A 22787-nucleotide genomic window follows, 5' to 3' on the forward strand; every position below is an offset into this window, starting at 1 on the left:
GGGTAAACGCGCGCGAAAGGACCCGTTCATAATTTCGGTCTAAAATCCGTGCATTAACCGAAGGAGGCAACCATGCTCCAGCGGCTGTTTGCACGCCATGTGCCCGAGGAACGGATCGAAGAGGTAGTTGAGCACGGCAGCAGGATCGCGCAACGCGATGCGCTGCGCGATCGCAGTGCGGTGATCCTCGAAAGGCTTGCCCGAAAGCAGGCGGTCGCGCGAAAGCAAGCGATCGAGGCGCGCCGCAAGGCGCAGGAGGCTGCTGAGGAAATCCCGCAGGATGCCGGCGCGCCCGAAGCGGCGCCCGAGGCGTCTGCCGAACCCGATGCGGCGCCGGCCGAAGCCGCGGCCCCGGCCGCCGGCTATGACCAGCCGCCGACACAGGTCGCGGCGACAGCGGCGCCAGACGAGGTAGGGCCGTCGCTGGAGACGCCGTTGGCGGCGCCCGAGACGCAGGAGCCACCCGCGACCGAATCTTCCGCGGCCCCGGCCGCCGATTACGTACCTGCGCCGGATGGCGTGCCCGTCGATCATTCCCCGCTCGATGCGCCGCTGCGCGGTACGGCGGATGGTCATCCGCAAGCGCATCACGAGGAAACCGCCGCCGGTCTCTCGCGCGGTGACGATGCTTCCTTCGCGACGCAGCCGGATGGCATGTCCGCCGATGCCGACAGCGCCTCTCCCGCCGTCCAAATGTCGGACGGCGGAGATGGCGAACGCTCCGGCCCCGGCATTCACGACGACCCGGAAGCCATGGAACTCATCCGTCGCAGGGCGGAAGAGGCAAGGGCCCGCATCGCCGCGCGTCTGCAGGAAATGGCCAATGAAGGGGAACCGGCTGCCGGGTCGCCCACGGGCCATGTCGATCTCGGCGAAAACACGCCGCCGCTTTCACCTCGCGATTCCGAGGAGTGATCCCGGCAACCGCCGGGAAGGTTCCGCTTGACGGGACGCGGTTCAGCATCTAGGAATTCCGAACCGTACCGTACGGTACTATTCGGGCAGGAAGATGTTGAACGCGCAGATTTCGGAAGACATGCCGGCCGAGCATGGCGAGGAGCCGTACAGCCCGCGACAGGCGGCGGTGCTGGAGGCGGCGCTTGCACTGCTGGTGGAGGGCGGCGACAAGGGGTTCACCACGGCACGCCTGGCGAAGGCCGCCAACTGCTCGAAGGAAAGCCTCTACAAGTGGTTCGGCGATCGAAACGGTCTGCTGGCCGCCATGATTACCTTCCAGGCGAGCAAGGTGCGGGTCGAGGGCCCGCTCGCGGAGCCGCCCGGAGCACCGGTATTCCGCAAGCAGTTGCAAGGCTTCGCGGCGGACCTTCTGACTGTCCTTGCGGGACCGACCTCGCTGGCGCTCAACAGGCTGGCCATTGGAGAAGCCGGGCGCGAGGACGCGCAGCTTGGCAGGCTCCTCATCGAGCGCGGCCGGCGAGCGATCGAGCAACGCGCCATGCGGATGATCGAGGCCGGACGCAGGGCAGGGCTGATCGACTATGACAATCGCGACGAAGCATTCAACGCGCTTTACGGTCTGATCGTCGGCGACATGCATGTGCGCATGTTGCTCGGGGATTCCGTGCCGCTGATCGACGGGGAAAGCGCCATCGCGCGCCATGCCGCGCGCGCCATCGACCAGTTTCTGCGGCTCTACGGAACCGCGGATGCATCTACCGCAACCACGAACTGAACACGTCAAGGGAAGGAAACGATCATGCGTGTCTATTACGATCGCGATGCCGATCTCAATCTCATCAAGTCGAAGAAGGTGGCCATCATCGGCTACGGTTCGCAGGGGCGCGCGCATGCGCTCAACCTGAAGGATTCGGGCGCCAACGATGTTCGCATCGCGCTGCGCGACGGGTCGGCCACGGCGAAGAAGGCCGAGGCCGACGGGTTCAAGGTGATGTCGGTTGCCGAAGCGGCTGCATGGGCCGACCTGATGATGATGGCGACGCCGGACGAGCTGCAGGCCGGCATCTACAAGGAACACATCGCGCCGAACATCCGCGACGGCGCGGCAATCGCCTTCGCGCACGGCCTCAACGTGCATTTCGGCCTGATCGAGCCGAAGTCGTCTGTTGATGTCATCATGATCGCGCCGAAGGGCCCCGGCCACACGGTGCGCGGCGAATACGAGAAGGGCGGCGGCGTGCCGTGCCTGATTGCCGTCCACCACGACGCCTCGGGCAATGCCCACGACCTGGCGCTGTCCTATGCCTGTGGCGTCGGCGGCGGTCGCTCCGGCATCATCGAGACCAATTTCCGCGAGGAATGCGAGACCGACCTGTTCGGCGAGCAGGTGGTGCTTTGCGGCGGTCTCGTCGAGCTGATCCGTGCCGGCTTCGAGACGCTGGTGGAAGCCGGCTACGCGCCGGAAATGGCCTATTTCGAGTGCCTGCACGAGGTGAAGCTGATCGTCGATCTCATCTACGAGGGCGGCATCGCCAACATGAACTACTCGATCTCCAACACGGCCGAGTGGGGCGAGTACATGTCCGGCCCGCGCATCATCACCGACGAGACCAAGGCGGAAATGAAGCGGGTGCTGAAGGACATCCAGACCGGCAAGTTCACGTCGGAATGGATGCAGGAGTGGCATTCCGGTGCTGCCCGCTTCAAGGCGACTCGCCGTCTCAACGACGAGCACCCGATCGAACAGGTCGGCGAGAAGCTGCGCGGCATGATGCCGTGGATCAAGTCGAACGCGTTGGTCGACAAGGAACGGAACTGATCCTTCCGTCACCGGAACTCGGCAGGGGCCGCGGAGCGATCCGCGGCCCCTTGTCCTTCCGCCAAACGGGATAGCATCCCGCCAAGCGCGGCGGCGTACCTTTTCATTCGTGACTCCGGAGCTTCCTGGCGCGGCGGAATGTTGCGCAAATAGGTCAGTAATGTTGACATAAATTGCCGGAAGGCGCACTATCACCTCCATAGCCGGAGCATCCGCCATGACACACCATTTCCGCTTCTCCTCGCGCGAAAGCCGCATGAAGGCATCCGAAATCCGGGAGTTGCTGAAGCTGCTGGACCGACCCGACATCATCTCCTTCGCCGGCGGCATTCCCGATGCGGCACTGTTCCCGGCGGACGCGTTCCGGCAGGCCTATGGCGAGGTGCTGGAAGGCGCGGGGGCAGGGGCGGTGCTGCAGTATTCGCCGAGCGAGGGCCATCCCGGCCTGCGCGACTGGATCGCCGAAGAGATGGGGCGCCTCGGCATTCCCTGCGGGCGCGACAACATCGTCATTACCTCCGGGTCCCAGCAGGCGCTCGACTTTCTCGGCAAGCTATTCCTCTCGCCCGGCGACACGGCGCTGGTGACATGGCCGACCTATCTCGGCGCCCTGCAGGCCTTCAATGCCTGCGAGCCGAACTACGACCGGCTGGACGCGATGGCCAATCGCGCGCCGGCCGACTACGCAGGGCAGGCGGGCGAGAAGGGCGGATCGGTGAAATTCGCCTACCTGTCGCCCGACTTCGCCAATCCCACGGGCGAGACCATGACGGGCGCGCAGCGTGAGCGCGTGCTCGATTTCGCCGACGCGCTGGATATCGCCGTCATCGAGGACGGGGCCTACCAGTCGCTGCGCTATGACGGGGAGGCGATCCCACCGCTGCTGGCGCTGGAGATCGCGCGCAAGGGCGGCATCGACGATTGCCGGACGATCTATTGCGGCACCTTCTCCAAGACGCTGTCGCCCGGCCTGAGGATCGGCTGGGTCTGCGCGGCAAGGGACATCGTTTCGCGGCTCGTGATCCTCAAGCAGGCAGGCGATCTCCATTCCGCCACCATCAACCAGGTGGCGATGGAGCGCGTGGCGCGTTCCTGTTTCCACGAACAGGTCGAAAGGATCCGGGCGGTCTATGCCGCGCGGCGCGACCGCATGCTGCGGGCGCTGGAACGCGAGATGCCGGCTCAGGTGCAGTGGACGCGGCCGGAAGGCGGCATGTTCGTCTGGCTGACGCTTCCGGAGGGGCTGGACGGGGCGGCGCTGCTTGCACGGTCGGTCGAGTGGGAGCGGGTGGCCTTCGTGCCCGGCCGGGCATTCTTCCCGGACGGGTCGGGAGCAAACACGCTGCGGCTGTCGTTTTCCTGCGCCCCGGGGGACATGATCGACGAGGGCATCCGGCGGCTGGCCGGTCTGGTCCGGGAAGCGGTCGGGCAGGTTGATCGCGGGCGCCTCGCGGGAGCGGCGTGACGTGACGGACATCCGGATCCACCGGCTGGAGAGCGTGCGGCTCGTTGCGGGCGAGGGGGCTCCGGCCTTTGCCGTCGAGAACCGGAACGACATCGAGCGTTACTGGCAGGCGGCGGTTTCCGCCAATCCGCGGCTGTGGAACGGTCCCTTCTTCATGTTCGAGGACGTGCGTATCGAGGGCGGCGTGCTGACGGGTACCGGCCGGCCGACGGACTTCGCGACATTCCTGTACTGGCGCGACAATGGCAGGCCGGATTGCGTCGTGCACATCACCGGCACCTCGCTGCCGGTCCTGGCCGACGGGGCGCTGCTCGCCGTGCGCATGGCCGCACATACGGCCAATGCCGGGCAGGTCTACTTTCCCGCCGGGTCTTTCGATGCCGCGGACATGCAGGGCGGGCGGTTCGACGTGACCGGCAACATATCCCGCGAACTGGTCGAGGAGACGGGGCTGGAATTCCGCGAGGCGGACGCCGAGGCGCAGCATGTCGCGGTGTGTGCGACCGGCGCGATCCACGTGGCGCGGCGCAATCGGCTACCGTTCGATTTCGAGGCTGCGCGTGGAAGGCTGGAACGCCACCAGGCGGAAACCGGGGACGACGAGATCGAATCCGCGGTCGCCATCCGGCCGGGCGGGGATGCCATCGGCCTGTTGAAGCCCTATGCGCGCGCACTCGCGATGTGGCATTTTGAAAACGAGACCTTCCGCTGACCCGGCAAGGCACACGACAAGGGGAATATGCATGGCGCGCCGATATGCTGTCTACGACGTGTTCACGGACAGACCACTGAGCGGAAACCCGCTTGCCGTGGTGCTCGATGCGGAAGGGCTGGACGACGAGGCCATGCAGGCCATCGCCCGCGAGTTCAACCTCTCGGAGACGGTGTTCGTCCGGCCGCCGGAGAACCCCGCGCACCGGGCGAGCCTGCGCATCTTCACGCCCGGACGCGAACTGCCCTTTGCCGGCCATCCGACGGTCGGCGCGGCGATCGCGCTCGGCGGCGACGATTCCGGCGGCGGAGAAAGCCGGTTGATGGTGCTGGAAGAACGGATCGGTCCCGTACGCTGCGCCCTACGGATGGCCGACAGCCCCTATGCCGAGTTCGACGTGCCGGTGCTGCCCGAGCAGGTCGCCGTCGACATCGAAAGGGCCGGCGTTGCGGCCGCCATCGGCCTCGACGAAAGCGAGATCGGGTTCGAGAACCACACGATCAGCGTCTGGACGGCCGGAAACAGCTTCGTCTTCGTGCCCGTGCACGGCCTCGATGCAGCGGCCAGAGTCTCCGTCAACGCCATGCTGTGGAGCGACATCTCGCCGCTGGTGAATGGCCACAGGGCATCGCTTTTCCTCTACTGCCGCGACACGGTCGGTCACGACTGCTCGTTTCACGGCCGCATGTTCGCGCCTGAAATGGGCGTGTCGGAGGACCCGGCAACCGGCTCGGCAGTGGCGAATTTCTCGGGCGTGATCGCCCGTTTCGACGGTCTCGACGACGGGCCGACGGCCTTCATGATCGAGCAGGGCATCGAAATGGGCCGGCCGTCACGGATCCGGCTCGAAATCGATGCCCGGGGCGGGGAAATGCAGGCCGCGCGCATCGGCGGACACGCGGTCAAGGTGGCCGAGGGCATGCTTGATGCATGACCCCCTTTACAAAGGGCTCCGGCCCGACTAGATAGCCGGCTCTGGCGGGTGTGTAGCTCAGATGGTAGAGCAGCTGACTCTTAATCAGCGGGTCCAGGGTTCGAGTCCCTGCTCACCCACCAAGGATTCTTCTCAAGTTCAAATCCATTGCGGTTCGGCAAACGGGGCAGCAGGAGGACGTGCAATCGCCGCGTGTCAAATGCACGCCCATCTGTCGCGCATGTGATGCGATCAGCGGGACGGCACCGCCACGCAGTTGGCCCTTAACGCTTCTGCCGGAGAGGGGTCATGCTTCGCGGATCGCAACGGCCGCGAGGATCCGGCCTGGATCGAATTCGGGACACGGTGCCGCGGAACGGGCAAGTCGGTGGCCATGGAAATTGGCGGGTTGTCGTGCCGTCGCAACCGGCGTCACCTGCCCGCAACGGGCGCAGTTGCCCAAGCCCTCTCTTCCGGATCGCGACAGATGATTGGGCGGGCCTCCATCGAGGGGCCCGCCCATGCTGTCGGCGTGCCGTCATCCGGAAGCGATGCCCGTCCGGACGCGAGTATTCCCTACCTGTGCAACGTCTGGATCGCCGTGAATTCCTTCAGCCCGTCGACGCCGAACTCGGTGCCGATGCCGGATTGCTTGACGCCGCCGAAGGGCGCGTTGGGATGGAGTCCGCCATGCGAGTTGACCCATGCCGACCCGGATTCCAGGCGCAGTGCGAGCGCCGCGGCGTCATCGATGTTTTTCGACCAGACCGAACCGCCTAGCCCCATGCTGGAGCTGTTCGCGCGCGTCAGTGCGTCCTCCACGTCGGTGTAGCGGATGATCGGCAGAACGGGGCCGAACTGCTCCTCGTCCACGATGCGCATCCCGTCCGTCACGTCGGCGAGGAGGGTGATCGGGTAGAAATAGCCGTCACCCTGCGGAGCCTCTCCGCCGAGCAGCACGCGGGCACCGTTTGCCTTGGCATCCTCGACCAGTTCGCGCACTTTCTCGAACTGCATCGCGTTCTGTACGGGACCGAGGACGTTGTTCTCGTCCATGCCGTCGCCCATCGGGATGCGGGAGGCGAAGTCGACCAGCGCCGTGCAGACTTCGTCGTAAATGCTGTCGTGCACATAGAGGCGTTTCATGCAGGCGCATGTCTGGCCGCTGTTGATGAACGCGCCCCAGAAAATGCCCTCGGCCACCTGTTTCGGGTCGGTGTCGGGCAGTACAATCCCGGCATCGTTGCCGCCCAGTTCCAGCGTCAGCCTCTTGAGCGTGCCGGCGGCATTCGCCATCACCTTCTTCCCGGTCTCTGTCGAGCCGGTGAAGGTCACTTTCGCTACGTCCGGATGCGACGTCAGTACCGGGCCGATGCTGTCGGGTCCGGTCACCGCGTTGAGGACGCCGGCAGGCAGGACGGTATTCAGGATTTCCACCATGCGCAGGGTTGAAAGAGGGGTGTAGGGCGAGGGCTTGATGACGACGGTGTTGCCGGCACGGATCGCCGGAGCAATGTGCCAGATCGCGATCATCAGGGGCCAGTTCCACGGCGTGATCGAGGCCACGACGCCGAGCGGTTTGCGGTGGATCTCGATGCGGCCCTCGTTATCGTCCTTGACCACTTCGACCGGCAGTTCCAGTTCCGCGGTGTTCGCCGCCCAGGCCTGGCATCCGCCAAGTTCGAAGCGCGATCCGAGTCCGCCGAGCGGCTTGCCCTGTTCCGTTGTCAGAAGCCGCGCCAGTTCCTCGGCATTCTCGCCGAGCACGCGGGCCATGTCGCGACATGCCTGGCGGCGCGTTTCGTCGCTTTGCTGGCTCCACTCGTCGAAGGCGGCCTTGGCGGCCGCCACCGCCGCGTTCACGTCCTCAGCCGAACCCGCGGGGCATTTCCCGGCAAGTCCGCCGGTGGCCGGGTTGATCACGTCGAATGTTTCAGAGGGCGTGATCGGTTGACCGTCAATGGTCATGGCAAATGCTGTCATGTTTCATCTCCTCCACGAAAGGTTCTCAGTCGTGCGGCGCGGGGTGCAGGAATTGCCAGGGCGAGGTTTCCGAGCCTCGCTCGACGGGCACCTCGATCAGCGCGGGCGCGTTTTTCGCCAATGCGCCTTCCAACGCCTTCTCCAGCGATTCGGGCGTGTCCACCCTTTCGGCGGCCATTCCGAAGCTCTGCGCCATGGCGACAAAGTCGGGGTTCTTCAGGTCCGCGCCCAGCAGTCTTTCGCTGAAGACGTTCATCTGGTCGCGCCGTACGTTTCCATAGGCGTTGTTGTTGAACACGATCGCGACGACGTTGATGCCATGCTGCATCGCGGTGGCCATTTCCTGCGCCCCGAACATGAAGCCACCGTCTCCGTTGACCGAAACCACCGCCTTGTCCGGATTTGCGACCTTGACGCCCAGCGCGGTGTTGTAGCCGAAGCCCAGATTGTCCTGGTAGGCGCAGGTCACATATTGGCGCGGCGCATAAACGGGGAAGCCGAAACGTGCCGTGAAGCCCATCTGGCTCACCTCCTCGACGAAGAAGCCGTCGCGGGGAAGAGCGCGCCGGATCGCGTCGAGATAGGACATTTGCGGCTGCACGACCTCGCTCGCCTTGCGTGCCCTGTCCCTGATCGCCTCGAATTCGGCGGCTCGGTCCGTCGCCTTGTGACCGGCAAGGGCCTGGGTTAGCGCCCGGGCCGCTTCGGCGGCGTCTCCGACGATCCCCAGTGTCGGTTTCAGACGAACCATCTCGGTCGGGTCGATATCGATCCTGATCACTTTCAGGCCGGCGGGCTGCCACTGCCAGCGCATGTATTGCAGTTCCAGGCGGCTGCCGATTCCGATCAGAAGGTCGCAGTCGCGGAAATAGTCATAGGCAGCGACGAGGTTCATTGCATGGGGATTGTCATCAGGGACGATCCCCTTGCCCGAGCGGTGCGATGCGACGGGTGCCTGGATCGTTTCTGCAAGTTCAAGTACCTCGGCGGCCGCATCCAGCGCACCGCCGCCGACCATGATCATCGGGTTCTTGGCGCCGGCGACCATCCGTGCCGCTTCCCTGATCGCATCGGGATCAATCGCCGTGTGACGGCGTGGCGCGGGCGAAATGTCGGGTGCCGGGCCTTTCTGGCCGAACACGTCCCAGGGCACCTCGATGGCCACGGGACGCTGGCGGTCGGACAGCATCTCGGTGAAAGCTGCGGTCATCTTGTCGGCGGCCTGGCCGGGGTGCTCGATCCTTTCGGCGTGCTTGGTTAGTCCGCGCAAAGTGGCCAACTGGTCCGGCAGTTCGTGCAATTGTCCGCGGCCCTGTCCGATGAGGTGCGACATGATGTTGCCGGTCAGGCACATCACGGGCGCATTGCCGCCATAGGCCGTGCAAAGCGCGGCTCCCGCATTCAGGACGCCGGGTCCCGGAACGACCGTGAAAACGCCCGGTCTGCCGCTGGACTTGGCATAGCCGTAGGCCATGTAGGCGGCACCCTGTTCATGGCGCGTATGGATGAACCGGATGTCGTTCGAACGGCGGGCCAACGCATCGGAGAGCTCGTAGGAGTGGGCTCCGGGAATGCCGAATACCGTGTTCACGCCGTTCTCGATCAGCACCTCGGCCATTATGTCGGCGGTTGTCTTTTTCACTGTCGTTTTCTCCTCCCGGGGTGTCAGATGACGCGGCGCAGCCTCGGTGTCTCGCCCTTTTCGCTGTTGGCTCGATAGTGTTCGGCCAAGTGCCGGATATGTTCGCAGACGATTTTCTGTGCCCGCTCTACGTCCCGCTTCTCGCAGGCCTCAAGCAGCATTGCATGTTCGGCCATGGAGTACTCGAGATGCGCCTGCATCGTTGTGAACAGATGCGTACGCAATGCCATCAGCGGGCCGATTGTGGTCTCGTAGACCTTCGCGATCGAATGATTGTCGCTGCTCTCGATGATGGCGCGGTGAAAGCGCATGTCGCCGGCCGAATATGCTGCCGAATCGTTTCGCGAAAGGGCGCGCTCCATCTGGTCGATTCCCTGTCGCAGGCCGCCAACCAGCATGTTCGGATTACGCTCCATGGAAAAGCGAAGGCATGCCGCTTCCAGCACCGAGCGGTGGTCGCACAGATCGTTGACCGATTTCGTGTCCGGTGTGAACACGAAGGTCCCGCGTTTCGGCAGGACCCGGACCAGACCTTCGATCTGCAGGAGAGCAAGCGCTTCGCGCACTGGCGAACGGCTGATCTGCAGCTTGTCCGCGAGTTTCTGCTCGGAAAGTTTCGACCCCAGCGGCAATTCGCCCTGAATGATCGCGTCGCGAATGCGTTCCGCGGTGAGCTCCATCAGCGATTGCGGCGGGGTAATCGGTTTCATGATTCAAGGTCCTCAAGGCGGTCGTCCCGTTCGCCAGAACTACCATGTTACATGGTGCTTGACAACGCAATCTGCGATGTAACATGGTAGTTTCAAGCGGTGTGATGTCTCCGATGGGGCAATTCGCACCAACCGGGAGGGAGTATTGGTCAACGGTCTCGAGAGCTTGCGTGGCGGGCAAGGCGCCTTTGTTGCTGAATGCGTGAACGTCCTCGGTGAGGCGCATGTATTGACGGATGCGTCGGACCTCGCAGCCCATGGCAAGGACTGGACCGGGCGCTATTCCGCATTGCCCCTGGCGGTCGTTCGTCCCGGTACCACGGAAGAGGTGGCCGCGATCGTCAGGCTCTGTGCCGATGCCGGAATCGCCGTTGTACCCCAGGGCGGACGGACCGGCCTCTGCGGTGGCGGCGTGCCCATAGAGGGGCAGCCGAGCATTATCCTGTCCTTGCAGCGAATGAACCGGATCCGTGCCGTCGATGCAGACGCCCGCACCATGACTGTCGAGGCGGGTGTCGTGCTGGAAGCCGCGCAACAACGGGCGCTTGATGAAGGACTTGTCTTTCCGCTGACCTTCGGCGCGCAAGGAAGTTGCATGATCGGCGGGGCGTTGTCGACGAATGCCGGCGGGTCGAACGTTGTGCGGTACGGAACTGCGCGCGAGCTCTGCATCGGCATCGAGGCAGTGCTGCCCGACGGCTCCGTGATCAATGCGCTGACGGGGCTGCGCAAGGACAATACCGGCTACGATCTCAGGGACATCCTGATCGGCGCAGAGGGCACGCTTGGCGTGATTACGGCGGCGGTCTTCAAATTGTCGCCCCAGCCGCTCGTGCGCGCCACTGCGTTTCTCTCCGTTTCCTCGGTCAAGGCTACGGTGGAGGTTCTGAATAGGCTGCAGGATCGCACCGGAGGCGGGGTCGAGGTCTTCGAGTACATGCCTCGGCCCGCGGTCGAGGTGATCTGTCGCATCTTTCCCGATATCCGTCCGCCGCTGGACGAACCTGCCGAGACCGGTCTGTTTCTGGAAGTCGCATCGAGCCGGAAGGACGATGCCGTGCTGGAGGATGACGGAAGTGTCCGGTTGCAGACCCAGGTCCTTGAACTCCTGCAGGAGCTCATGGAGGAGGGCGTGGTGCTGGACGCTATGATCGCGCAATCCGATCAGCAGCGCGCAGAATTGTGGCGCATGCGCGAATCCATCCTCGAGGCAATCACCGAAGCCGGGCCATCCTATCACATGGATATCTCGTTGCCGCTCGCCAATGTTTCCCGTTTTGTCGACACGATGGATGTCGCTGCAGCGGAGTTGGGATTCCAGCCCCTGACCGTCGGACATCTGGGCGACGGCAACCTGCATTATGCGTTAACCGCGGCCGATGGGCGCGACTGGGATAGCCTGCCGTTGGATAGGGTCCGGCAAATGGCTTTTGACCTCTTGCTGGAGCTGAACGGGTCGTTCAGCGCCGAGCACGGGATCGGGCAGAGCAAGCTCGATGTCATGCGGGCGCTCAAGGAGGATGCCCAGATCTCCGCAATGCAGGCGATCAAGAGGGCGCTCGACCCGCAGAATATCATGAACCCCGGCAAGCTGGTGCCGATGGATTGATCTTCATGCTGCGGTTCGCGGCCGAGATCCGACCGGAGGAGGAACGGAAATGGCGAAAGTTCTTGATGTGAAGCACGCGGCACTGGCGGCTGGGTTGCTTGTTGCGGCCGGAGCCGCTTCGGCCCCGGTCGGGGCCGAGCCGCTGTTCGAAGGCTGCCCCTCGGGTCCGATCCTGGAGCGCTTTGTCGAATTCGGCCGCACGGGCAAAATGCCGCCGGATCTGGGAAAATGGCTCAACACCCCCGATGCCCAATATGTCGAGCCGTGGAAACCCTTCGACAATGTCGATTACGTCGGCATTTGCTGGGTTTCCGCCTGGCTGATCCACACGGATGACGGCGTGGTCCTGATCGACACGCTCTACGGGCCCTTCGTGGACACTCTTGTCGAGAACATCCGCAAGACCGGCACGGATCTCGCCGACATCAGGTACGTCCTGATGACGCACGGGCATTTCGATCACGCGGGCGGGGCGGCGGCGCTGAAACCGATGCTGCCCAACGCGACTTTCGTGATGACGAGGCAGGGCTGGGACGAGGCGATCGAGTCATCCAGGGCCTCGCAGGGCGGGCCGCGGGCCTGGGACATGATCGAGCCCGAAATGGTCGTCGCCGACGGGGACGAGATCACGCTGGGCGGCAACACGTTCACGGTGATCGAAACGCCCGGCCATACATGGGGCACCGCATCCTATGCCTATGACGTACGGGACGGTGACGAAACCCATCGCGCCATAACCATTGGAGGGCTCGGCCTGAATGCCATCGAGGGGCCATCCCAGGTCGAGGCCTATATCGAAAGTGTCGACAAGGTCCGGAGCCTGGTGGAGGTCGGCGGCGTGCCGGTCGAGGTTCACCTGACCACCCACGGTTTTTCCGACAATCTCGAGGAGAACCGCCAGGCGCTTGCCGCCCGCGCGCCGGGCGTGCCCAACGTCTTCGTCAATCCGCAGGGATTGCTGAAGCAATTGGCAACCTTGCGTGGGGGCGCAGTCGAGCGCCTCCATGTCGAAAGGAACAAGTGACCGTTCATCGGGCAACGGTTTGGAGGATCGTTGCCCAGTTCTAACCGCAACCAAGGGAGGAATCCGATGTCCAACTTTACCCCCAACCGTCGTCACGTCCTGGCCGGAATCGGAGCGACGTTGGCAATGCCAGCACTGATCAGTCGTTCCAAGGCGGCGGAACTGACGCTTCGCCTGCACCATTTCCTGCCGGCTGTGTCGCCCATGCACAAGGCTTTCTTCGAGCCATGGGCGAAGGAGCTTTCCGAGGCGTCGAACGGGGCCATCGAGGTTCAGATTTTCCCGGCCATGCAGCTGGGCGGCAAGCCGCCGCAACTGGCTGACCAGGCCAAGACCGGTATCGCCGACATCGTCTGGGCCCTGCCGACCTATACGCCCGGGCGTTTTCTGGTGGCCGAAACCATGGGCTTGCCGTTCCTGAATACGACGGCGGAGAAGACGTCCGTTGCGGTTCACAAGCTCATGGACGAGTTCGGTGGCAACGAGTTCGAGGGCACGAAGCCGCTTGCCTTCTGGAGCCACGCCGGCGGCAAGATGCACATGCGCGACGAACCCGTGCGGACCGCGGCGGATCTCGCAGGCAAGAAGATTCGCAGCCCCAACGCCGGCATGGGCGAGCTTCTCGTGGCGCTCGGGTCCGATCCGGTGTTCTTCCCGGTGACCGACATGGTGCTCGGGCTGAGCAGCGGTGTCATCGACGGCTGCTGCCTGCCATACGAGGTGGTGCCCGCGTTCAAGCTGCAGGAACTGACAAAGTTCTCCAGCGAGGCGGCGCCGGGTGCCCGCGGACTTTACGCGAACACCAATGTGCTGCTCATGAACCAGGAGCGTTATGAAGGCCTTTCGGACGATCTTCGGGGCGTGATCGACGCGAATTCCGGTATCGAACTGTCGCGCCGCATCGGCAAGACCTTCGACGAGTTCGAGGAGGTCGGCCGCGAGGTGGTCAAGAAGCAGGGCAACGAGATCGTCGAGATTCCTGCCGAGGAGATCGCCAAACTGGCCGAAGCCGCGAAACCGGTCTACGCCAATTGGGAAGCCAAGCTGAACGAGGCCGGTCACGACGGTGCCGCGATCCTGGCAAGGGCGAACGCGTTGCTCGATCAGGGGGCCTGACAATGCCGGGATGGTCGGTACTCTGGCCGCAGCAAGGGGGGGGGAATCCCCCCCTGCATGTGTGGTTGGACAGGTTGGCGCGACTGGTGGCCGCGCTCGGGGGCATCGTGATCTTCTCGGTGGCCGTGGCGGTGATGATCTCGGTCATCATGCGCAATTTCGGGCTGCGGGGACTGCGCGGCGATTTCGAGTTGGTGGAAATGTCCTGCGCTTTTGCCGCGGGCCTGTTCCTGCCGCTGTGCCAACTCACGCGCGGGCATGTCATGGTCGACCTTTTCACGAACTGGCTTCCGCAGGGCATCCGGGCCGGGATCGACTGGATCTGGCTGCTTTGCTTCGCGCTGGCGTGGGCCGCGCTTTGCTATCTCACGTTGCAGGGGCTGCTGCAGGTCCGCAGCTACGGCGACCGGACCATGCTGCTGGCCATTCCCGTGTGGTGGTCCTACGCGCCGGCCGTGCTCGGCTTCGGTGCCGCAAGTCTCATCGCTCTGTCCCAGGCGTTTCTGCTGCCGGCTGCGGCAGGTGATCAGGCGGGACGCTGAGCATGGATCCGACACTTCTCGCCATTGTACTGGTCGCTGTCCTGCTGGTCGCCATCCTGCTGCGAGCGCCCATCGGCCTCGCCATGGGGGTGATCGGTGCCTGCGGGTACATCGCGTTGTCCGGCACGGCCGGTCTGACGGCCTATCTTTCGACCGCGTGGCCCGACAAGTTCCTGTCCTATGATCTGGCGGTGGTGCCGCTGTTCATCCTCATGGGCCATCTTGCAACCCGGACCGGCATATCTGCCGCCCTTTTCTCGGCGTCGAATGCATGGATCGGCCATTGGCGCGGCGGACTGGCCATGGCCGCCGTGGCAGGCTGTGCCATGTTCGGGTCAATCTCGGGTTCGTCCATCGCAACGGCCTCGACCATGGCGAAGGTCGCGCTGCCCGAAATGCGCAAGCACAACTACAGCGGGGCGCTGTCGTCCGGTGCATTGGCCGCAGGCGGAACGCTCGGAATCCTTATCCCGCCGTCGATCGTCCTGATAATCTATGCGCTGCTGACCGAGCAGAACATCGTCAACCTGTTCCTGGCCGCAACGGTTCCCGGAATTCTCGCGGTACTGGGCTTCATCATCGCCATCGCCGTCTTTGTCCGCATCTATCCCGATGCCGCGCCCGACCAGGTCAAGGCCGACCTGCGGACCCGGATGCGCAGCTTGCTCGGCATCTGGCACATTCTGGGCATTTTCGTCATCGTGCTCGGCGGTATCTATGGCGGGTTCTTCACGCCGGCCGAGGGCGCCGCGATCGGGGTGGTGCTGACCGCGCTGGCGGGAATTTTGACCCGCAGCCTTTCGCTCCAGTCGATGCTGGAAAGCCTGATCGACACCGCAGGGGCGACCGCCATGATCTTCGTGATCATTTTCGGCGCGGACATTTTCAACATCGCCATCGCGCTGTCGCGTCTGCCCACGACCATCGCCGACTGGTTCAACACGGCCGATATCGCACCCATGACCGTCCTTCTGCTTGTGGTGTGCTTCTACCTGGTCATGGGGTGCGTGATGGACAGCCTGTCGATGATCGTGTTGACGGTCCCGGTGTTCTTTCCGACCCTGATGAGCCTCGACTTCGGCCTGATGCCGGACCAGCAGGCGTTGTGGCTCGGTATCCTGACGCTTGTCGTCGTCGAGGTCGGAATGATCACGCCACCGGTCGGCATGAACCTGTTTATCATCTCCGCCATAGCGCGCGACGTTCCGACCTCGGCGATCTTCCGGGGCACCATCCCGTTCATCACGTCGGAGTTCTTCCGTGTCGCGCTGCTCATCGCGTTTCCGGCGCTAAGCTATTGGTTGGTCGGGCTGTGGCAGTGAAGCGTGGAAGCCGATAAGTCGCGCATCGGGAACGCGATGCCGCGATCCGTCGAGTTCGTTCGGCGGCAGGAAGGAATAGTCCGGGGGTGTCCGCGAAACCCGGACTATTCAGACTGCGTCGGCGACTTACGTCCAATCAGCGGGTCCAGGGGGCGAGTCCCTGTGCCCGCACCAATTCATCCGGAACGCCTCTTTCCTTCCTCGTTTCCATTCGGTCGAACGCCGATTTCAGCCAGCGCATGGCGCGCCGAATGCGACTCCGCGCTTCTGCCACGGCATGCATCTGACCGGCGCCCGAATTCATTTGTCGGGAATCGTGTATACAGTTGAGTGCAAACGCGGGCTTGAGATGCAGATGGCAGCGGGATAGATCTGCAATCTGTATACATCCTGCGCGACCGAAGCCAACTGGTCGAGCGGGCGAGGGGAGCGAAGGGCATGGCGGCAGAGACGCTGGTACTGGTTCCGGGGCTGTTGTCCGATTCGGTCGTCTGGCAGCCGCTTGCCGACGCGGCGGCAGGCCGTTTCAGCGTCCATGTGGCGGACGTGTCGCGGGGCACGTCGATCACCGGCATGGCCGAAACGATCCTGGGCGAGACCGATGGGCCGCTGATCGTCGTCGGCCATTCCATGGGCGGGCGCGTCGCGATGGAGATGGCACGGCTCGCGCCCGGCAGGGTGAAGGGGCTGGTGCTGGCAAATACCGGCCATCATCCGAAGCGCGAGGGTGAGGAGACGAGGCGCCAGGCGATGATCGATCTCGGCCACGAGAGCATGGAGAGGCTCGCCGCGCAGTGGCTGCCGCCGATGGTGGATCCGGCGCGGACGGTGGACGGCGCGCTGATGGAGATGCTGACCGCGATGGTGCTGCGCGCCGATGCCGCGCAACACGAGCGGCAGATAAGGGCTCTGATTGGCCGGCCGAACGCGAGCGCGTACCTCGAGGACGTCGCCTGTCCGGTGCTGCTGGTCGCGGCGCGCCAGGATGCCTGGAGCCCGATCGCGCAGCACGAGGAAATCGGCGCCGCGGTGGCGGATTCCGAGATGGTCGTCATCGAGGATGCCGGCCATTTCGCGCCGGTCGAGCGGCCGGCCGAAACCACGACCGCGATCATGGAATGGCTCGTGCGCAGGTTCGGGGACGGTAGTGGCTGACGCGTTGCGGCGGGAGTTGCCGACGGTCCCGTTCGTCGGAAAGGGGGGCGGCTCGAATATTTTTTGACGCGATGCCTGCACCATCAGGGAATGGACGGGGTGTGCGATGCCTGTCGCGTCGACCATCGCGTCTGGGTGAAGTCGGGCGACGAGGGGGGGCGAGCGCCCGTGCCGTCGCGGAAGGCGATCCGTTCTTCCGGGCCGGAATCGTCCGCTCGGTCGCGCTTGTGCCGCTTCCCGAGACCTTCGAGGCGCACCGCATTTGCGAGCCGATGACGGAACCATGAAGTGCGGCATGTACACATTTGTGGCGCGAGGCGGTGAAACGATGCATAATCTGCGCGCCTGAGGCAGGAGGAGAGTGCAACCGAATATGAAGGAAACGAGCAGCAAGACCCATGCTTCGCGCACGGTCATCGAGCTTCGCAAGAAAATTCTTGGCGGTGAACTGAAGGGCGGGACGCGCCTCTACGAGGTGCCGCTGTCCGAGGAGCTGGAGATATCGCGCACGCCGTTGCGCGACGCAATGTCCCGGCTGGCCGAGGAGGGGCTTCTGGAGCGTGGCAAGAGCGGCGGGTTCATCGTCCGCCAGTTTTCCTATGCCGATGTCGTCGACGCCATCGAGCTGCGCGGCATGCTGGAAGGCATGGCGGCACGTCTGGCCGCCGAGCGCGGCGTGACGCCGGAGAAGCTGGCGAGGATGGAAGAGATCGTCGCGTCACTGGACGACTGCTTCGGCGCGGTGCCAGGCGATGTCGAGTTCGAATCCTACTCGGAATTCAACGCCCAGTTCCACGAGGCGCTTGCCGGCCTCGCTGGCAGCGAGATCGTCCGTCGCGAGATCGAAAGGGCATGCCGCCTTCCGTTTGCCTCGCCGTCGGCATTCAGCCCGGACAAGGCGCATCTCTCGGCGTTCCGGCGCTCGCTGAATGTCGCGCATGACCAGCACCGGGCGATTGTCGAGGCGATCGCGGCGCGCGAGGGATTCCGCGCCGAGACCGTGGCGCGCGAGCACGCCCGCCAGGCGCGGCGCAACCTTGAATACATTCTGAAGGGAGATCGCAGCCTTATGGAACATCTGCCGGGGCTTTCCATGGTTGTTGACTAGCCCGGCTTTTCCAAGGGGTTTTGTCCCGTTTTCGGCAGCGGGGCGCAAAAATTTCTTGCGCGCGGAAGTGAGATCGGTCAAATGTTATGTATACATTTGACGGATCAATGGGAGGATCGTTCCGATGGCGATTTCAAATCTCGAGCAGGCAATTGCCGATGCCGGCGGTGCCGTGCCACTGCTGCGCAACTCGAAGATCGGCATGTATGTCTACCCGGTCGTGGCGCATGAATTCTCGAACTGGCGCGACGAGCAGCGCGCATGGCGGGATTCCGCGGTCCTGTTCGACCAGTCGCACCACATGGACGAGCTCATCGTCGAGGGGCCGCAGGCGGAGGAGTTCCTCGCCTTTCACGGCATCAATGCGTTCTCGAATTTCAGCCTCAACCGCGCCAAGCACTACGTGCCGGTGACGCCCAATGGCCACGTGATCGGCGACCACATCATCTTCCGCGAGCGGGAGGACAAGTTCATCCTCGTTGGTCGCGCGCCAACCTCGAACTGGCTTATGTTCTGCGCCGCCTACGGCAAGTGGAATGTGCGCATCAGGCACGATCCGCGTTCGCCGTCGCGTCCGGACGGTGAGCGGGTGCTGCGCACGCACTACCGCTACCAGATCCAGGGGCCGGAGGCGCCGAAGATCTTCGAGAAGATGCACGGCGGCCCGTTGCCCGAGATCAAGTTCTTTCACGTGGACTGGATCAATATCGGATCCAAGAGGGTCCAGGCGCTGCGGCACGGCATGTCGGGCGCGCCGGGCCTGGAAATCTGGGGGCCTTACGAGGACAAGTCTTACATCCACGCGACCATCATGCAGGCAGCACGGGATGCCGGCGTCGACCTGGTGCAGTGCGGCAGTCGTGCCTACTCCACCAACACGCTGGAATCCGGCTGGATCCCGTCGCCGCTGCCGGGCATTTATACCGGCGACGGCATGCTGGCGGAATATCGCCAGTGGCTGAGTTCCGAGCACTACGAGGCGGCGGGTTCGATCGGCGGTTCCTTCGTTTCCGACAATATCGAGGACTACTACGTCAACCCGTTCGAACTCGGCTACGATTTCTACATCGGCTGGAAGAAGGACGACTTCGTTGGCAAGGACGCGCTCGCGAAAATGAAGGACGGCCCGAACCGCAAGAAGGTGACCTTCGAGTGGAACCCGGAAGACGTGCTGAAGGTCATCGCCACAGCGTTCGAGGAGGGAACGCCGGCCAAGTGGATCGACTTCCCGCAGCCGAACTACGCATCGACGTCCGCGGACATGATCCTGAAGGACGGCAAGATGGTCGGTATGTCCATGTTCAACGGCTACTCCTTCAATGAGCGTCGCATGCTGTCGCTGGGCGTCGTCGATGCCGACATCCAGGAGGAGGAGGTTCTCACGCTGGTCTGGGGCGAGCCTGACGATACCGGCAAGACCTCGACCGAAAGGCACAGGCAGGCCGAGATCCGGGTCCGGGTGGCTCCGACGCCCTATGCGAAGGAGGCCCGCGAGAACTACGCCGACAGCTGGCGCAACAAGAAGGCCGGCTGACCGAAACCGGCGCGGCCCTCCAGGGCCGGGCCGGTTGCGATTGTCGCCGGCGGGACGGGGCCTGTCCCGGTGGCGGCATGGCAGGGCACGAGGCATCCAGGCGGAGCCGGTTGCCTTGCCGAAGTGAGGCAGGCCCGATGGACACGAAGGGTGTCGGGGCCTTGCCGCGCGCGGGCCCCCGCGGCCCGGAAGGTTCGAACTGGGGGCGTGCCGGGCGGGAGCGAGGGTCCGGGACGTTTCGCCATTGAATTGCATGGTCGTTGGTCTGCCTCGAACAGCGAGGATGCCTGCTCCGCGACAGGGCCGAGGACCGACTTGGGAGGTGTAACATGTTGTCTATCCGGTTCATCGAGAAGCTGACGTCCACCATTGCCGTGGCCGGCGTGGCCGCCGCCGTGACGTTTTCCGCCGCCGCCGCGGATTCGCTGAAATTCGCAAGCTGGGTGCCGGCCGCCCACACCATCACCGAGGGGGTCGTCGATCCGCTGATCAAGGCCCTCGAGGAGGGTACCGGCGGCGCGACCGATATCGACTATTTCACGGGTGGCGAGCTCGGTGCCGGGCCGCTGGAGCAGTATGTGCGCGTCGTCCAGGGGGTGGCGGACATGTCTTGGGGACTGCCCGGATACACGTCCTCGCAGTTTCCCAAGACCATGATCTCGGAACTGCCCGGCGTGAAGGGCGACAAGCCCGGCTACGAGCTGCTTTGGAACGCCTATGACGCCGGCCTGCTCGAAAAGGAGTTCCCGGGCGTCAAGCCGCTGGCCCTGTGGCTCAGCGAACCGAACGTCTTCATCATGAAGGATCACGAGATCCGGACTCCGGAAGACGTGAAGGGACTCAAGATCCGCGTCTCCGGCACCATAGCGGGCGACGTGATTGCCGCGCTCGGCGGGACTCCGGTGCAGATCCCGGCCGGCGAACTCTACAATGCCCTGCAAACCGGCCTGATCGACGGCCTCGTGACCGGCACGAGCGCGATCGGCGACTTCAAGCTCGACGAGGTGGCCAACAGCTACACCTACAACGTGCCGCTCGGCCAGATATCCTTCTACACCATCATGAACCAGGCTGCCTATGACGGGCTGTCGGCGGAGGCGAAGGCCGCTATCGACGGCATTGCCGGCCGCACGCTGTCGAAGAGCGCCGAGGATGCCTGGAACCGCAAGGCGGAGGCCGTTCTGGAGAGCATGAAGGCCGCCGGCGACAACACGATCATCGTGCTCAGCGACGAGGAATCGGCCGCGTTCGAGGAACTCGTCCTGCCGGTGACTGACAAGGCCATCGGCCAGCTCGGCGCCGAGGAGGTCTACAAGACGATGCGCGGCGAGATGTAGGGCGGTCCGGTGCGATCCCTCCTGTGGAAATGGGCGGACAGGCTGATCGGCCTGTCCGCGATCGTCGGCACGATCGGCCTTCTTGTGGGGGTTGTCGTGGTGCTCGTCGACGTCGTCGGCCGCGAATTCCATATGCCGCTTACCGGCGCGCAGGATATCTCGCAGATGGCGATGGTGACCATGGTGTTCGGGGGGATGGCAATCGCTGACCGCTTGTCTGCGCATATCGCGGTTGATGTATTCGAAGGCGTCTTTCCGCCGGTAATCAATCGCGTTACGCAGATCATTGCGCCAATCGTCGGAGCGGTGGTGTTCCTGATATTGGCTCGTGCCATGTGGGAAGCGGCAGCGCTGTCGCGCATGCTCAATCTTGCGACGAACATCATCTTTCTACCCAAGGCCTGGTTCCAGTACATGGCGGTTGTCATGTCGGTGATCACGGCCCTAGCCATGATCCTGAGGGCGGTGGACGCCATACTCGGTTGTCCGCGGTCCGAATACGAGGCTGATACAAAACGATGAGCGATATCGCGATCGGCGGCATCGGAATGGCCGTCTTGCTGGCAATGCTTGCATTCAGGATTCCTGTCGCATTCGCCATGTTTTTTGTCGGATTTGTCGGCATTTCTCTTCTGCACAATTCTGCTTCGGCCATGAGCCTGCTGGCATCGGAGAGTTTTACGCTGGCCTCGTCGCAGGAACTGGTTGTGATCCCGCTGTTTATCCTGATGGGCAATGTGGCGACCGTGACGGGCATGAGCCGCAGGCTTTACGATGCTGCATATGCGATTGTCGGCTCATTCAGGGGCGGCCTCGCATCGGCCACGGTCATCGGATGCGGGGGATTTGCGGCGCTGTCCGGATCATCGGTCGCTTCCGCCCTGACAATGGGCAAAGTCTCGCTCGGGGAGATGAAACGGTTCAACTACGACGAACGCCTCTCTACCGGTGTCGTCGCCGCCGGTGGCACGCTTGGAATCCTCATTCCGCCGTCCACGGGTTTCGTGATCTATGCAATTCTCGTCGAGCAGTCGATTGGCCGGCTGTTTCTGGCTGGTGTTTTGCCGGGCCTCCTGTTGGCAGCCATGTTCATCCTGACGGTGACAATGCTTTGCTACTGGAAGCCCGAATTCGGGCCGGCAGGCCCGAAGACTTCACTGCGGCAGAAGGGCAGGGCGTTTCTGGGGGCCGCGCCGATCGTCTCGATTACGCTTTTGACCATCGGCGGAATCTATGGCGGGTTCTTCTCGCCGGTCGAGGCGGCTGCGGTCGGTGCTGGCCTGGTGATTTTCGTCGGCGCACTTATGGGACATCTTTCCCTCAAGGGGCTATGGTCCGCAGCAAGGGAATCGGTGGTAACCACGGCTTCTGTCATGTTGATCGTGATGTCGGCCAGCCTGATCAACCCCTTCCTCGCGCTCAGTCATATCCCGCAGGTTGCGGGTGACTTCCTCGTCAACCTCCCGGTGCCGCCGCTTGCTATTCTGATGTTGATTCTGCTGACCTACGTGGTGCTCGGCTGTTTTCTGGACAGTCTTGCGATGCTGGTGCTGACGTTACCGATCTTCTTTCCGGTGATTGTCAATTTCGGCTACGATCCGATCTGGTTTGGCGTACTGGTGGTGCTGACCTTGGAAATGGGACTGATTTCGCCGCCAGTGGGGATGAATGTATTCATCGTGAAGTCGGTCGCGAAGGATGTGCCGCTTGGCCGGATCTTTGCTGGTGTCATACCGTTTTTCCTTGCCATGCTGCTGACGCTGGCGATCATTGTGGCATTCCCGCAGGTTTCGTTGATTCTTCCAAACACAATGATCAACTGATCGCCGCCGAGCGAAAGCCTAGTCGCTGCGAACACCGGAAATTCGGGCAGCTGTG

At 63.7% G+C, this 22787-nt stretch carries 20 protein-coding genes and 1 tRNA gene; 18 read left to right on the forward strand and 3 right to left on the reverse strand.

Annotated features, from left to right (window positions below):
- Window positions 1-72 precede the first annotated feature (72 nt).
- The 7 genes from HTY61_RS01755 to HTY61_RS01785 all read left to right on the forward strand — a co-directional run bounded on the left by HTY61_RS01755 (window position 73) and on the right by HTY61_RS01785 (window position 5970).
- Window positions 73-915 carry a hypothetical protein gene (locus HTY61_RS01755; RefSeq protein WP_175275174.1) on the forward strand — a complete coding sequence of 281 codons (843 nt, stop codon included), beginning with the start codon at window positions 73-75 and terminating at the stop codon, window positions 913-915.
- 94 nt (window positions 916-1009) lie between these two features.
- Window positions 1010-1693 carry a TetR/AcrR family transcriptional regulator C-terminal domain-containing protein gene (locus HTY61_RS01760; protein WP_246272894.1) on the forward strand — a complete coding sequence of 228 codons (684 nt, stop codon included), beginning with the start codon at window positions 1010-1012 and terminating at the stop codon, window positions 1691-1693.
- Between the two features lie 24 nt (window positions 1694-1717).
- Window positions 1718-2737, forward strand: a complete 1020-nt coding sequence (gene ilvC, locus HTY61_RS01765; protein WP_175275175.1) for a ketol-acid reductoisomerase — start codon at window positions 1718-1720, stop codon at window positions 2735-2737.
- Between the two features lie 217 nt (window positions 2738-2954).
- Window positions 2955-4202 carry an aminotransferase-like domain-containing protein gene (locus HTY61_RS01770; RefSeq protein ID WP_175275176.1) on the forward strand — a complete coding sequence of 416 codons (1248 nt, stop codon included), beginning with the start codon at window positions 2955-2957 and terminating at the stop codon, window positions 4200-4202.
- 1 nt (window position 4203) lies between these two features.
- Window positions 4204-4914, forward strand: coding sequence for an NUDIX hydrolase (locus HTY61_RS01775; protein ID WP_175275177.1), 711 nt, complete (start codon window positions 4204-4206; stop codon window positions 4912-4914).
- A 31-nt stretch (window positions 4915-4945) separates the two neighbouring features.
- Entirely contained in the window at window positions 4946-5848 is a 903-nt protein-coding gene (locus tag HTY61_RS01780; RefSeq protein WP_175275178.1) for a PhzF family phenazine biosynthesis protein, read from the forward strand.
- 46 nt (window positions 5849-5894) lie between these two features.
- Window positions 5895-5970 (forward strand) — tRNA-Lys (locus tag HTY61_RS01785).
- Between the two features lie 433 nt (window positions 5971-6403).
- On the opposite strand, the gene HTY61_RS01790 is transcribed toward HTY61_RS01785, so the two are convergent.
- From HTY61_RS01790 to HTY61_RS01800, 3 genes are read right to left on the reverse strand one after another with little or no spacing between them, the layout of a single operon-like run.
- Complete coding sequence (locus HTY61_RS01790; RefSeq protein WP_175275179.1) at window positions 6404-7810, reverse strand: aldehyde dehydrogenase family protein; 1407 nt, start codon at window positions 7808-7810, stop codon at window positions 6404-6406.
- A 25-nt stretch (window positions 7811-7835) separates the two neighbouring features.
- Window positions 7836-9428, reverse strand: coding sequence for a thiamine pyrophosphate-dependent enzyme (locus HTY61_RS01795; RefSeq protein ID WP_175278375.1), 1593 nt, complete (start codon window positions 9426-9428; stop codon window positions 7836-7838).
- 47 nt (window positions 9429-9475) lie between these two features.
- Complete coding sequence (locus HTY61_RS01800; RefSeq protein ID WP_175275180.1) at window positions 9476-10162, reverse strand: GntR family transcriptional regulator; 687 nt, start codon at window positions 10160-10162, stop codon at window positions 9476-9478.
- A gap of 145 nt (window positions 10163-10307) precedes the next feature.
- On the opposite strand from HTY61_RS01800, the gene HTY61_RS01805 reads away from it, so the two are divergent.
- The 11 genes from HTY61_RS01805 (at window position 10308) to HTY61_RS01855 (ending at window position 22732) form a co-directional block, all read left to right on the forward strand.
- Window positions 10308-11771: an FAD-binding oxidoreductase gene (locus HTY61_RS01805; RefSeq protein WP_175275181.1), complete on the forward strand. Its 1464-nt coding sequence runs from the start codon at window positions 10308-10310 to the stop codon at window positions 11769-11771.
- Between the two features lie 49 nt (window positions 11772-11820).
- Complete coding sequence (locus HTY61_RS01810; protein WP_175275182.1) at window positions 11821-12795, forward strand: MBL fold metallo-hydrolase; 975 nt, start codon at window positions 11821-11823, stop codon at window positions 12793-12795.
- A gap of 66 nt (window positions 12796-12861) precedes the next feature.
- Complete coding sequence (locus HTY61_RS01815; protein ID WP_175275183.1) at window positions 12862-13911, forward strand: TRAP transporter substrate-binding protein; 1050 nt, start codon at window positions 12862-12864, stop codon at window positions 13909-13911.
- Window positions 13912-13976: 65 nt separating this feature from the next.
- Window positions 13977-14453, forward strand: a complete 477-nt coding sequence (locus HTY61_RS01820) for a TRAP transporter small permease (protein WP_210268619.1) — start codon at window positions 13977-13979, stop codon at window positions 14451-14453.
- Window positions 14454-14455: 2 nt separating this feature from the next.
- On the forward strand, window positions 14456-15775 hold the full coding sequence (locus tag HTY61_RS01825) for a TRAP transporter large permease (protein ID WP_175275185.1): 1320 nt from the start codon (window positions 14456-14458) through the stop codon (window positions 15773-15775).
- A gap of 438 nt (window positions 15776-16213) precedes the next feature.
- A complete protein-coding gene (locus HTY61_RS01830) occupies window positions 16214-16930 on the forward strand; it encodes an alpha/beta fold hydrolase (RefSeq protein WP_175275186.1) in 717 nt (238 codons plus the stop codon).
- Between the two features lie 373 nt (window positions 16931-17303).
- Entirely contained in the window at window positions 17304-18038 is a 735-nt protein-coding gene (locus HTY61_RS01835) for a GntR family transcriptional regulator (protein ID WP_175275187.1), read from the forward strand.
- A 124-nt stretch (window positions 18039-18162) separates the two neighbouring features.
- On the forward strand, window positions 18163-19572 hold the full coding sequence (ligM, locus tag HTY61_RS01840; RefSeq protein WP_175275188.1) for a vanillate/3-O-methylgallate O-demethylase: 1410 nt from the start codon (window positions 18163-18165) through the stop codon (window positions 19570-19572).
- 329 nt (window positions 19573-19901) lie between these two features.
- On the forward strand, window positions 19902-20909 hold the full coding sequence (locus tag HTY61_RS01845) for a TRAP transporter substrate-binding protein (RefSeq protein ID WP_175275189.1): 1008 nt from the start codon (window positions 19902-19904) through the stop codon (window positions 20907-20909).
- 9 nt (window positions 20910-20918) lie between these two features.
- Window positions 20919-21431 (forward strand): TRAP transporter small permease, encoded by a 513-nt coding sequence (locus HTY61_RS01850; protein ID WP_175275190.1) that lies wholly within the window; start codon window positions 20919-20921, stop codon window positions 21429-21431.
- Window positions 21428-22732 (forward strand): TRAP transporter large permease, encoded by a 1305-nt coding sequence (locus tag HTY61_RS01855; RefSeq protein WP_175275191.1) that lies wholly within the window; start codon window positions 21428-21430, stop codon window positions 22730-22732. The genes HTY61_RS01850 and HTY61_RS01855 overlap by 4 nt, the downstream gene beginning before the upstream one ends.
- Window positions 22733-22787 lie beyond the last annotated feature (55 nt).

Source organism: Oricola thermophila, from assembly GCF_013358405.1.
In the GTDB taxonomy this organism is placed as follows: domain Bacteria; phylum Pseudomonadota; class Alphaproteobacteria; order Rhizobiales; family Rhizobiaceae; genus Oricola; species Oricola thermophila.